11 protein-coding genes and 1 pseudogene are annotated in these 12552 nt (G+C 43.2%); all 12 read right to left on the bottom strand.

The window, feature by feature from the left end; genetic code table 11:
- Nucleotides 1-66: 66 nt before the first annotated feature.
- A complete protein-coding gene (cobA, locus tag ACN6MV_RS24850; RefSeq protein WP_042130602.1) occupies nt 67-1620 on the bottom strand; it encodes a uroporphyrinogen-III C-methyltransferase in 1554 nt (517 codons plus the stop codon).
- Nucleotides 1621-1625: 5 nt separating this feature from the next.
- Nucleotides 1626-2579: a hydroxymethylbilane synthase gene (gene hemC, locus ACN6MV_RS24855; protein WP_419885066.1), complete on the bottom strand. Its 954-nt coding sequence runs from the start codon at nt 2577-2579 to the stop codon at nt 1626-1628.
- A gap of 491 nt (nt 2580-3070) precedes the next feature.
- A complete protein-coding gene (locus ACN6MV_RS24860; protein ID WP_419885067.1) occupies nt 3071-3718 on the bottom strand; it encodes a precorrin-2 dehydrogenase/sirohydrochlorin ferrochelatase family protein in 648 nt (215 codons plus the stop codon).
- A gap of 5 nt (nt 3719-3723) precedes the next feature.
- Entirely contained in the window at nt 3724-4551 is an 828-nt protein-coding gene (ccsA, locus tag ACN6MV_RS24865) for a cytochrome c biogenesis protein CcsA (protein WP_339291451.1), read from the bottom strand.
- Between the two features lie 5 nt (nt 4552-4556).
- A complete protein-coding gene (hemA, locus tag ACN6MV_RS24870) occupies nt 4557-5954 on the bottom strand; it encodes a glutamyl-tRNA reductase (RefSeq protein WP_339287808.1) in 1398 nt (465 codons plus the stop codon).
- Between the two features lie 549 nt (nt 5955-6503).
- Nucleotides 6504-7148: a YdcF family protein gene (locus ACN6MV_RS24875; protein WP_419885068.1), complete on the bottom strand. Its 645-nt coding sequence runs from the start codon at nt 7146-7148 to the stop codon at nt 6504-6506.
- A gap of 3 nt (nt 7149-7151) precedes the next feature.
- A complete protein-coding gene (rfbB, locus tag ACN6MV_RS24880) occupies nt 7152-8147 on the bottom strand; it encodes a dTDP-glucose 4,6-dehydratase (RefSeq protein ID WP_419885069.1) in 996 nt (331 codons plus the stop codon).
- A 31-nt stretch (nt 8148-8178) separates the two neighbouring features.
- Nucleotides 8179-8739, bottom strand: coding sequence for a dTDP-4-dehydrorhamnose 3,5-epimerase (rfbC, locus tag ACN6MV_RS24885; protein ID WP_419885070.1), 561 nt, complete (start codon nt 8737-8739; stop codon nt 8179-8181).
- A gap of 20 nt (nt 8740-8759) precedes the next feature.
- Entirely contained in the window at nt 8760-9638 is an 879-nt protein-coding gene (gene rfbA / locus ACN6MV_RS24890) for a glucose-1-phosphate thymidylyltransferase RfbA (RefSeq protein ID WP_419885071.1), read from the bottom strand.
- A 244-nt stretch (nt 9639-9882) separates the two neighbouring features.
- Nucleotides 9883-11427, bottom strand: coding sequence for an oligosaccharide flippase family protein (locus ACN6MV_RS24895; RefSeq protein WP_419885072.1), 1545 nt, complete (start codon nt 11425-11427; stop codon nt 9883-9885).
- Between the two features lie 245 nt (nt 11428-11672).
- A pseudogene (locus tag ACN6MV_RS24900) lies at nt 11673-11870 on the bottom strand (transposase); the annotation flags it as partial.
- A 112-nt stretch (nt 11871-11982) separates the two neighbouring features.
- The gene (locus tag ACN6MV_RS24905) at nt 11983-12075 is read right to left on the bottom strand and encodes a hypothetical protein (RefSeq protein WP_419886812.1); all 93 of its coding nucleotides are present in this window, start codon (nt 12073-12075) and stop codon (nt 11983-11985) included.
- Between the last annotated feature and the right edge of the window lie 477 nt (nt 12076-12552).

Below are 12552 nucleotides of genomic sequence, written 5' to 3' on the forward strand. Positions count from 1 at the left end.
GTGAGACTTCCTAGATAGATACAACTTCAGGCGATGTTATAAAGCCGATGTTCGATTGGCGTCCATTCAAGCTTTTTGAAGTTGAGTCTCTGCATTCCAGCGACAGAGCTCCTGCACCAGAGCATTAATAGTAGCTTCTTCAGGAAGTAGTCCCGGAGTAAGCCCCGCCTCCACGGCAGTCTGCTCGGTTAATGGCCCAATGCAGGCTATTTTCACGTTAGCTAGCAGTGGGAGTGGATCTTCCAGCCCCATTCGCTTCAGAATGTGGATGAAATTGCGCACCGTCGAAGAGCTGGTAAAGGTTACTGCGTGAACACGCCCCTCCTCCAGCAGCTTCAACAGCTCATCATCATCCTCACCCGTTACAACCGTCTCATAGGTATCGACGTCTGTCACTTGAAGGCCAAGCTCTCTCAGCTTGTCCGGCAGCCATTCGCGCGCCAGATCACCGCGCGGCAACAGCACGTTCTGCCCCGGCAGCAGCCGAGGGCCGAACGTCTCAATCAGACCTTCCGCCTGAAACTTCGCCGGAAGTTCTTCAGCAATCACCCCGCGCTGCGCCAGCGCGGCGGCAGTGCCCGGCCCCACCGCTGCAATCCTTGCGCGGTGAAGCCCCCGAATGTCCGCCCCCTGCTCCGCCAAGTGGCGCCAAAAAAACTCCACGCCGTTCGGGCTAGTGAAGAATACCCAGTCGTACGATTCCAGCGCGCCAAACGCCGCTGCAATCTTCTCCTTCTTCTCTGCCCCTTCCGGCATGATCGTCTCGATCACCGGGAACTCGTAGGGTTCCCCGCCGAGTTCCTCAATCATATCCACGAGCTCGCTTGCTTGGCTGCGAGCCCGTGTCACTACGATGCGTTTGCCGAATAACGGCATCGCCTCAACCCACTTGAGCTGCTCGCGTTGCAGCACCACGTCGCCGACAACGATCACGGCTGGCGGCTGAAAATCCGCAGCCTTCACCTTCGCCTCAATATCGGCGAGGGTTCCCGTCAGTGTCTCCTGATCTGCGCGTGTGCCCCAGCGTACCAGCGCCACGGGTGTTTCTGGCGGACGCCCATGCTTGATTAGCTGGGCGCTGATATATCCTATTTTAGCTACGCCCATCAAGAATACTAACGTCCCTGTGGCGTTCGTTACTTTATCCCAATGAATGGAATGATCCAGTTTATCTGGACTCTCATGTCCGGTGATAATCGACAGGGAAGAAGCATGATCGCGGTGCGTGACAGGTATACCCGCATAAGCAGGTACGCTGATCGCCGACGTGATGCCCGGTACGATTTCGTAATAGATCCCATTTTTGCGCAGCAGCTCCGCTTCTTCACCTACGCGGCCAAAAATCGTAGGGTCCCCACCCTTAAGCCGCACCACTGTTTTCCCCTGCAAAGCCAAATCAACTAACAATTGATTAATCTCTTCCTGCTTCATCGTGTGGCGATCCGGCAGCTTGCCTACATAAATCTTCTCGCCGCCAGGCTTCATGCATTTCAGCAATCTAGGACTTGCCAGCCGATCGTACACCAGTACGTCGCTTTTTCGAATACACTCGAGGCCTTTTACAGTAATCAGTTTTGCGTCCCCGGGACCTGCACCTACCAAATAAACCTTCCCCGTCAATCCCCTCATCCCCTAACGTCTGACAGTATCTTCTCCGCTCCTCTTGCGATCAGCTTCTTAGCAACTTCTTCGCCGAGCTGTACCGGGTCTACCCCAGTGCAAGTTTCTTTCAAAATCGTTGAACCGTCAGGCGTTCCCACCATTCCGGTTAAGGAGATCACTTTGCGCTCCGCTGCAACAGCTTCGGAAGCTGTGTCAAGCACTGCATGAGCGCCAATCGGCACTTGGCAGCCTCCATTCAGCGCGCCAAGGAACGTGCGCTCCGCTGCCACCGTCAACGCTGTATCGGCGTCGTTATATAACGCCAACAGCTTCCGCAGGTCGGCGTCATCTTCGCGGCACTCTATGCCGAGTGCGCCCTGCCCTACAGCGGGCAGGCAAACTTCCGGCGGCAGGTAGGCGCTCACGCGATCCTGCCAGCCCATACGCGACAGCCCCGCTACTGCCAGCAGGATCGCGTCGTACTCGCCGCTCTCCAGCTTGCGCAGCCGCGAGTCAATGTTGCCGCGCACGGGCTCAATGACCAGATCAGGCCGCAGCGCAGCTAGCTGGCTGGAGCGGCGTAGGCTGCTTGTGCCTACGCGTGCGCCCGGAGGCAGCTCGTTCAGCGAGACGCCTCCGTTAGAGATCAGTGCATCGCGCGGATCGACACGCTTCGGCACAGCGCCGTTGATCAGCCCCTCCGGTAGCTCGGAGGGCATGTCCTTCATGCTGTGCACTGCCATGTCAATTTCCTTTTCAAGCATTGCTTGCTCAATTTCCTTCACGAACAGCCCTTTCCCGCCGACCTTGGACAAGGTGACATCAAGGATGCGGTCCCCTTTGGTAACAATCTTTTTCACCTCAAAAGTAAAACCAAACCCATGCTCCTCACTAAGTCGCTCCAGATCGGCAATTACATGCCCTGTTTGCGTCAACGCAAGCGCACTCTGTCTACTCCCCACAATAATCTTACGCATTGTCCATTCCTCCTGATAGCGTCTGCCTCTTACTCTTCACCGTAAAACATATATAGTACTTCCGAGGTTGTAGCTCAATTAAGGGGTATTTTTGTCCCTCTTTTCACTGATATCGAGGTTGTAGCTCAATTAAGGGGTATTTTTGTCCCTCTTTTCACTGATATGGTCGTTTTCTGCTAATTCAAGGGTATTTATACACCTCATTTAGCTTCTTCGGCGACTATAGCTCAATTCTGGGGTATTTTTGTCCCTCTTTTCGCTGATATGACCGTTTTCAGCTAATTCAGGGGCATTTATACACCTCATTTAGCATCTTCGACGACTATAGCTCAATTGAGAGGTATTTTTGTCCCTCTTTTCGCTGTTTTGCTCATCTTTAATTAGTTCATCAGTACTTTTACCGCTATCTCACCTATCCCGACAGTAGCCTATTTTTCTCATATCATTAATCTAACCTAATTTTGTAATCTTCACAGTGTTCACGCGCACTTTTACTCCGCCCGATGACTAGCAATCCAAGCATCCATATCCTCCGCGCTCCACCCGATAAAGCTACCGTTTCTCATCTCGTTCAACACATCGATCGCCCCGAGCTTCCGCAAAAGCCTTCCGCGAACTTCAGCAGAAGATTCCCTTTCCTTAATCCGGGTTCGCATGGTATGTACAAAATCCAAATAAGGCTCATACGCCGCATCCAGTGCCTCTTCAAGCACAGTTTTAATCCTCGCAGCCGCAAGCGGCCCAGCTCCTGAAGTAGATACAGCTACCGTCAAACGACCCCTTCGTATAACTCCGGGCGTGATAAAGTTTCCCGCTTCCGCATGGCTAGCCACATTCACAGGAATGCCAATTCGCCTAGATTCCTGCGCAATCTCTTCATTAACCGTTCTATCATTAGTGGCTGCATATACGAGAAAGGCCCCACGGAGATCTCCGGGAGCATAAGCGCGGTCATGCCAGGTCATGAGACCCTTAGTTGTTAGAGCGACAAGTGTATCTGTCAAAGAGGGACTAATCACCTTAACCACCGCTCCAGCTTCCAGCAGCCCACTCACCTTCCGTTCAGCCACAGCACCACCGCCAATAACCACAACCAGTTGCCCTTCGCAATCCAGCATTATAGGTAAATACCGAGTCATGTCCTTCACTCCCCGCTCCAACCGTGAAAACCAGACAAAGAATTCAACAAAAAATTCAAGATAGTAAAAGCATATCCTAAAATCGCCCAGCGAGCCATACTTACTCCACTTTTCCGCCCGGATTTCTTAAAGATAATATAAAATATGTAAATCCCGAGGCCGATAAGCGTTGTTAATACTTTTAAATCCTTCAATAATAGTGTCCGGCCCTCAGATACAATAGATAAGCTAGCCATCACCAGAGAGATTGCCAGCAAAGGAGTCCCCACCAGAATAGCTGTGTAAGAGTATTTATCTGTAGTCTCTAAGTTCGGCAAACGACGGATTCGATCACTCCATTGCTTGCTTTTGAGTCTGGTGTGCAGGAATAAATACAATATTGCAAATACGGTCCCTAGAGTCAGTGCAGCAAAACTTAAGTTAGCCAAAATCACATGCATCGTCAGCCAGCCATACACCGCGCTCCAAGTCTCAAGCGTATGTCCCCCAGCCGTCAGCCACACCCGATTTAGCAGAAAAACACAGAATCCAGCCACACTAAGCAGCAGAATCGTAAACTCCCCACCACGCGTGAAAGCCACCGCAAGCGAAGTCAGAACAATACTAAATGCAAACCAGAACAAGAAATCATAAGGTGTAAAAATGGGCAGTCCCTTCTCCTGAGAGAAACGAATCCCGAGCCCCGCAGCTTGTAAAAGACCCACAACAACAAGAAGCCCCGTGCCTAACCGCTTCCCACTCGGGTTGCGATAAAGGCAATCCGAGAAAACAAACAGCAGGCTCAGGGCATATAGCAGCAGAGCGGCATCATATATTCCGTTCAGCAGTTGCATATCACTCACCTACCCAACAGGCCTGCCGGAGCAAGCACCGTCTTAGGCACAGAAAAATCGCCGCTACCGGCAGTTCGTTCTGCGGAACTAGACTGCTTAACCGGGGCGGAATCTCCGCCATCTGAATTGGATTCGAGCTGTTCCTGCAAGGCAAAGATTTTGGAGAAATAATCAAGCGCTTCATTCCCCTGCTTGCCGCCGGACATCTCTTTAATTACATTGATAGGATCATGCATCATTTGGTTCACAATGCTTTTGGTCAAACGACGAATCACCTTGCGCTGATGCTCGTCCAGCTCAGGCAGCTTATTGAACAGACTCTCCATCGTTTCCTCATGAATTGCATTCGACTTATCCTGAAGCGCCCGGATTACCGGTCTCACGCCAAGCGTCTTCAGCCACAGTTGGAATTCATCCATTTCCTCGCTGATCATCACTTCAATCTTCGCAGCTTCACTCCGGCGCATTTCCAGGTTACTCTCCACAATGCCCTCCAGATCGTCAATATCATACAAAAAAACATCTGGCACATTAGCCGCTGCAGGATCAATATCACGAGGTACAGCTATATCAATCATGAAAAGCGGCCGCGAAGGGCGACGCTTCATAGCATTCGCTACCTGATCTCCCGAGAGTACATACCCATCCGCTCCCGTTGAGCTGATCACGATATCTACCTCATTAAGTGTTTTTAGTGCATCTTCAATCGTGCTCGGCTTACCCGAGAATTTCTCTGCCAGCTCAATCGCACGCGATAGCGTACGGTTAGCGACAATCACTTCCGCCGCACCGCTACTATATAGATGCTTTACAGTCAGCTCGCTCATTTTGCCGGCACCGAGAATCAGCACCCTTTTACCAGTGAACATGCCAAAAATCCGCTTGCCCAGCTCCACTGCCGCATAACTGACAGATACTGCGCTTTCGCCGATTGACGTTTCACTATGTGCTCTTTTGCCCAGCGTCACCGCTTGTTTAAATAACCGATTAAACCAAGTTCCAGTTACACCCTCAGCCTGAGCCGTGAGAAAAGAACTCCGTACCTGTCCCAGGATCTGCGTCTCGCCAATCACCATGGAATCCAGGCCGCAGGTCACGCGGAACAAATGCGCAATCGCCTGCTCGTCTTCATATATATACATATGCTGTGCAAATTGCTCGTTTTTCACTCCAAACCACTGCTCCATAAAGCCGCGGAGGAAATAACCTCCCATATGGAGACGGTCCATGACCACATAAATTTCCGTACGGTTGCAGGTGGCTACTACGACCCCTTCCAGCACACCCTTCGTCTTCATCAATTGATGAAGCGCTGCCGGAAGATCACTCTCCGCAAAAGCAAACTGTTCCCTAACCTCCACGGGAGCCGTACGATAATTCAGGCCAACGACGACGATGTGCATCGATAGTTCACCATCCTAGTCTCTATTCATTACTGTAGTACAGTTATATTAAGAATATTTTTACATAATATTCACTTTCACAACATCTCAAAACACTGTGTTAAGTATATCACACGAAAATACGACTTTTTACAGATTTTTTGAACGCTTTATGAAATCCAGATAATAATTATTATAAATAAAAAACCGCAGGTTCGCTACGGTTAGGATGGGTTATTTTGTGATTAATTATTAGTTGGTGGAAGTGGGAGGGGAATAATATAAGGATTAGTTCTAAAAATCGTCTTATATCCTCCAATAATACAGCCCTAAATTAACAACTCAAAATTTCTCAGGTTTGGTAACTTTTATGGAAGCTACTTCTCCACACTTTTTACAAAATGTGAAGATAAGCGGTGAGCCAAAAGAAAAGGTTTTACCAATGGGCAGAAGGTTGGAATCCCCTCTGCTCATTTCACCTTTGGTGAATGTAGTGCTACCACATGATTTACAGACTGAGTTTGCTTCGCTCATAAGGATCACCTCGGATAAAGTATATGGTACTTCATACTAGCGAAACCAGTTCTTAATCTGATCAAGAGTGCTTTTTGCCTCCGGTCCATTGTAACCAAAGGTGTTGCCAATCATTTTTACATACTCGTTGAACGTTGTTTCTCTGCTCTTTCGGTCACTCCACCAGCGCTTAGCGTTATATCCTGAGGCAGATCCTACATACGTAAGCTCAATATCTGATTTTTTGTACACACGATCAAAAAGAAGTTTTACTCGCCGCATGTGAAATTCCGAGGAAACGACAATAGCAGATTGAAAAGCGTGTTCTTTCATTATAGGGAGTGTGAACTCTGCATTCTGGTAAGTGCTATCCGCCGCGTTCTCGGTATAAACAACTTCCTGTGGTATGCCTAAGGCTAGGGCGGTTTGGACCATGTCACCCGATTTACTCGTTGACTCTTTGGCATTGGAAAGAATTATATAAGGAGCGTAGCCTGCTTTATATAACTCAGCTGCTTTTTCTACTCGGCCTTGACCTCCGCTAAGTACGATGATAACGTCTGCTTGCTTGGGAGATTCAGTTAGGCTGAGGAAGCGGCCAGCGGTAAAGAAACCAGTAATCAATAATAGTAAGCAAATGAAAATGATAACTCTTCTATTAATTAATTCACCTTTTCTTTTCTTAACAGATACGTTACTCATAAATCACTTATGCGATTCGTTACTAAGGATTTGTTGCCACCATTCAGCATTATCAATATACCATTGGATCGTCTGCGCAATTCCTGTCTCAAAAGTATAAGTTGGCTTCCAACCTAAATTCTCAAGTTTCGTCGGATCAATGGCGTAGCGTTTATCATGTCCAAGACGATCGGTTACGAATTCGATCAAATCATCAGATTTCCCTAAGGTACTAATAATCGTCTTAACTACTTCTAGATTAGTTCTCTCATTATGACCACCTACGTTATAAACTTCACCACTTATTCCTTGGTGTATAACAAGGTCAATGGCCGCACAGTGATCCCAGACATGGAGCCAGTCACGAATGTTTTTTCCATCTCCGTATACAGGAATCTTCTCTTCATTTAATACTCTTGAGATGGTTAGTGGAATCAGTTTTTCAGGAAAATGATAGGGGCCGTAATTGTTCGAGCACCGTGTTATGTTCATTGGTAAACCAAAGGTCTCAAAATACGCACGAACTAGCAAATCAGACGCCGTTTTACTAGCACTATAAGGACTGTTAGGTTGCAAAGGTGTTTCTTCGGTAAAAAATATAGTAGGATCAAAATCGAGTTCGCCATACACTTCATCCGTAGAAACATGTAAGAATTTGGTTATTCCGTATTTTTTAGCAGCATCCAGCAGCACCTGTGTCCCCATAACATTCGTACGAACGAATATCGCAGGATCAGTAATTGAGCGATCCACATGGCTCTCCGCAGCGAAATGAACTACATAATCGAATTTCTCCAACTCAAAAAGTGACAATATTGCCTCTCGGTCAGCAATGTCAGCTTGAATAAACCGATAATTCGATTTTGACTCAATATTCTTATGCTTCGTTAGATCACCCGCATAAGTTAATAAATCTAAATTCACAATATCATACTGCGGATATTTATCCACCATATACTGTACGAAGTTGCCTCCAATAAATCCGGCACCACCCGTAACTAGCATCTTTTGCTTACTCAATGAATGCACTTCCGATCTATTAGCTTTAATATTAGTTATTATATAAGAAATTCAAATTAGCATCTTTTAATAAAGGTGCCTTCTCATCTTTGGCAGACAGTACTGGTGTAACATGAATAGGCCATTTAATGCCAATAGAAGGATCATTCCACAGAATACCCCCATCACATTCCGGGGCATAAAGCTTATCGCACTTATACTGAACCTCTACGTCTTCTGTTAGCGTCATGAATCCATGAGCGAACCCTTTTGGAATAAGTAGTTGTTTCTTGTTCTCAGCACTCAGTTCAATTCCGAACCATTTACTATAAGTAGGACTACCTTTTCTGATATCTACGGCTACATCAAAAATAGCACCATGTGTACAACGAACCAGCTTCGTCTGTGCTTTCGGATGTAATTGATAATGCAAACCACGTAATGTTCCCTTAGTCGCAGAGTACGATTGGTTGTCTTGTACAAAATCCATCTCAATACCGTGCTCTTTGAACTTAGCTCCGCTATATGTCTCCATAAACCAACCTCGGTGGTCCCCAAAAACAGCTGGTTCAACGACTAATACGTCTTGCAAAATGGTTTCTGTAATTTTCATCGCTGCCACACTTTCAGTTATTAGTATTGTATTTTACCTGTAGCTACCTTCATCAAATATTGACCATACCCAGTCTTACTCAACTTCTCCCCACAATTCCACAAATGTTCTTTAGTAATCCATCCATTAATATATGCGATTTCCTCAGGAGCGGCGATCTTGATTCCTTGATGATCCTCAATAGTTCGTACAAAGTTAGTTGCATCAACAAGACTTTGATGAGTTCCCGTATCTAACCAGGTGAATCCTCGACCTAGAAGTTCAACATCAAGCTCCCCAAGATTCAAATAAGCTTCATTAATAGAGGTAATCTCTAATTCTCCACGTGAGGAGACTTCAACATTCTTAGCAATCTCAATAACTCTATTATCATAAAAATATAGTCCAGTAATCGCATAGTTAGATTTCGGCTGAGCTGGTTTTTCTTCCACGCTCAATACTTTACCATCTTCATTAAATTCAACAACACCAAATCGCTCTGGATCTTGCACATGATATCCGAATACTGTAGCTCCTTGCTCTTTAGAAGAAGCACGCTGCAACATCTTTCGCATTCCATTTCCATAGTAGATATTATCACCAAGGATCATGGCAACCGAATCATCACCGATAAAAGACTCACCCAAAATAAAAGCCTGAGCTAAACCGTCAGGATTTGGTTGTACTATGTATTGTAATGAGATTCCGAATTGAGAACCGTCACCTAGTAGACTTTCAAATCTAGGTGTATCCTCTGGAGTGGAGATAATTAGAATCTCTTTAATGCCCGCTAGCATTAACGTGGATAGGGGATAGTAGATCATCGGTTTATCGTAAACAGGAAGTAATTGTTTACTCGTTACCATTGTTAATGGGTATAGACGTGTGCCACTGCCACCTGCTAGGATAATGCCTTTCATTGTAATTCCCTCCCAATTAATATTTTCTTTCATTCGCTCTTGTTTTCTTTGAATTTAAACATCGAATATTTTAATAGTTAGAGATATCATGTTGTGATGACATATGGGGCGAGAAGAAAGTGTAGGCGGGGATAGAGGTTGGAACCTGTTTCCAATCTATGGTTGCGTACTTATGATCGCTTTTTCACACCAAGTTACTGATACATCGAATATATTATCTTACATGTTTATGCGCATATCATACTTACTTATAGAATTTCTTTTTAAAATCACTTTTATAAAATGCATTTCTCGCTAAATTCACAAATGATAATATAAGGCGTTTTTCATATTTATTAAATCCAAACAACCACATGAAATTAATATACGCAAATGTAAATAATATTATTTTAAACATAAAGAACCATAGATTATTTTCTTTTATTAGATAATTTATTCCAACACCTATAATTAAAGTTATTAATACCGGTATAGTAATTAAGTAAATATTTTTCCAGAATGCCTTTATATTTATACCAATCTTGCGTTGGTAATAAATATTCATACTAATTATATTTCCAATTATTAAAGAAATAGCAGTTGCACATGCAGCACCAATTCCTCCGAATTCTTTTGCTAATGGAATTGAAATTACAACATTTAATATTGCTATAAAAATTAATATTATAGACCTAAAACCCTGTAAGTTTTTCGCATAAAGAATTGAAAGACCAACATTTTGTATTAAAGGAATAGATAACGGCACCATTACCAAAAGTACTATATAATAAGCATCCCTATAATCATTTCCTGCCCAGATATTTATAAAGGGTTGTCCAAATAGAATAAAACCACTCAAAATATAAGCCATAATTATAAATTGAAGTCTACCATATTTAATCATAATTTCAGTTAATTCATTATTGCTGGCTTTTTTTGCAACCATCATTGTAACTTTTGGCAAAAACAAACCACTAATGGAAGTAGAAAATTGCATATATATTCTAATAAATTGCATAGCTATAGCATAAACAGCAACAGGAATCGTTCCAGCAACAATTCCAAGTATAAATTGATCCGAATTCCAGTATACTTGATCAACAATAACTCCTAAAAAAACAAAAAACGAATATCCCAATATTTCTTTCACTATCTTAGAGTCAAGCTTCCCAAAATAAAAGCTAACTTTTAAATACTTGAAAGAATAATACATACTAAATAATAAAAATAATAAATTAATTATTGTAGTAATTACAACCATAGCAACTGTCCCATATCCTATATATATTAAAGGCACTGTAACCATGGGAGTTAAAATGGTACGACCGATTGTTAAAAGCTTAATAGCCATAAATTTTTCATAAGCTTGCATAATCGAACCAAAAATCCCTAACGGGAATGATAATGCAAAATTAATAATTAGTATTATTAACATTACTTTCGCTTTTTTCAATTCAATCAACGTGAGACTAGAATCAAATAAACTATTTAATTTATTCAAAAATATAAAACCTATTATAAGTGTCAATATACCTAATATAGAATACATAATTAAAAATAATGCGTTTAAGTTTGATTCTGCTGCTTTATCACCAACCACTCTATTTCTAGCCGTATATCTTACAATTGCATTACCTAAACCCAAATCCATAATACTAAAATATGATGCAATGGAACCGATAAGGGCATAAAGTCCGTATTCGGATTGACCTAGTAAACGAATTAAGATAGGAGTATACAATAGAGCTATTAGAATAGTTACAAATAGCGATAAATATGATAAGATTGCTCCCTTTTTAATTGAACTCATTTCAACAGCTACTTTCGATGTAGGATAAATAAGATGAATCAATGAAAAATCAATTATAAATAGAATAAGCCCTCAAGAAGATCGCTTCTTCTACTATAAGGCAGGTCAAGAGGGGCAATTGGGTATTATGCACGACTTGTCGTGATCTCTGGCAACCGACCTTTATTCACCGTCCTGTACACCATCGCGATTAAATTCCAACGTTACGGTAACACATTGTTTTTCACTTTGCAGCTTGAACCAATCTAATAGGTTATTTCAAGGAAAGCATTTATCATTCTGCTGTGAAAACAGCGAAAAGCATCTTCCTCATGAGATTTAATGGTTTTAACCAGTTTCATCACTGGTTCTAGCTTGGAACACTTGATCCACCCAATCCATTCAGGTAAATGTACATTAGCGTAGATTTCCGGAATCATCCCATATCCTTGTAAGGATAGCTTTAAGCGGTAAGCTCATCCCGTATTAAAATGTAAGTCTTTAAACCAATCAATGTTTCTCGCTGTTCTGCATTTAAATTACTTTTATTCCTTAACCAGAGATACTTGGTACACTTTAGTTCAGGTTTCTTTTTCTTTTTTCTGTTTTTATTCGCACTTCTTCAACTGCTTCATTCACTAACTTCATCACATGGAGCTTATCTAAAATGTAATCTCTTCCTTAAAAAACACGTCTTAATCCCGCTAATAAATGCAAAAGACATATCACAGTACACTTCTTCAATTTGGTCTGTGGCAAAGCTTTTCCACTCAACCGCGCTTTGAATTACTCAAGTGTTGTTATGCCTGTTCTTTATGTAGGAAATAGCACGATCTTTGAATCTGCTTCAACAAACAACGTAATGTAACGATGCCCTCGGCGTGAGAATATTTCATCAACTGTAATTCGTCTCAAATCGCTGAAACCAAACTGATTCATAGCTTTTCCCGTAGCTCTTGTTCAGCTGCATTCAGAGGCATTTCAGCCATCAGTCGCATACCCATAATTTAAATTGAAAGGTATAATGGGACTTAAGAAGTGACCCTTAGAAAATATCATTATACTTATCGAACCAAAAAACAGGAGAAACTCGCGTAATAAATACCCTTAAATCTACCAAAATAATAATAATGAGTAATACACTTG

The organism is Paenibacillus sp. B-A-8, from assembly GCF_048572915.1.
Classification (GTDB): Bacteria; Bacillota; Bacilli; order Paenibacillales; family Paenibacillaceae; genus Paenibacillus_AQ.

Bases quoted from the DNA above. Each gene is read 5' to 3' on its own strand.
- ACN6MV_RS24860 (WP_419885067.1), bottom strand. From the start codon at position 3,718: ATGACTCGGTATTTACCTATAATGCTGGATTGCGAAGGGCAACTGGTT.
- ccsA (WP_339291451.1), bottom strand. From the start codon at position 4,551: ATGCAACTGCTGAACGGAATATATGATGCCGCTCTGCTGCTATATGCC.
- hemA (WP_339287808.1), bottom strand. From the start codon at position 5,954: ATGCACATCGTCGTCGTTGGCCTGAATTATCGTACGGCTCCCGTGGAG.
- rfbC (WP_419885070.1), bottom strand. From the start codon at position 8,739: ATGAAAATTACAGAAACCATTTTGCAAGACGTATTAGTCGTTGAACCA.
- ACN6MV_RS24875 (WP_419885068.1), bottom strand. From the start codon at position 7,148: ATGAGTAACGTATCTGTTAAGAAAAGAAAAGGTGAATTAATTAATAGA.
- ACN6MV_RS24895 (WP_419885072.1), bottom strand. From the start codon at position 11,427: ATGAGTTCAATTAAAAAGGGAGCAATCTTATCATATTTATCGCTATTT.
- rfbA (WP_419885071.1), bottom strand. From the start codon at position 9,638: ATGAAAGGCATTATCCTAGCAGGTGGCAGTGGCACACGTCTATACCCA.
- hemC (WP_419885066.1), bottom strand. From the start codon at position 2,579: ATGCGTAAGATTATTGTGGGGAGTAGACAGAGTGCGCTTGCGTTGACG.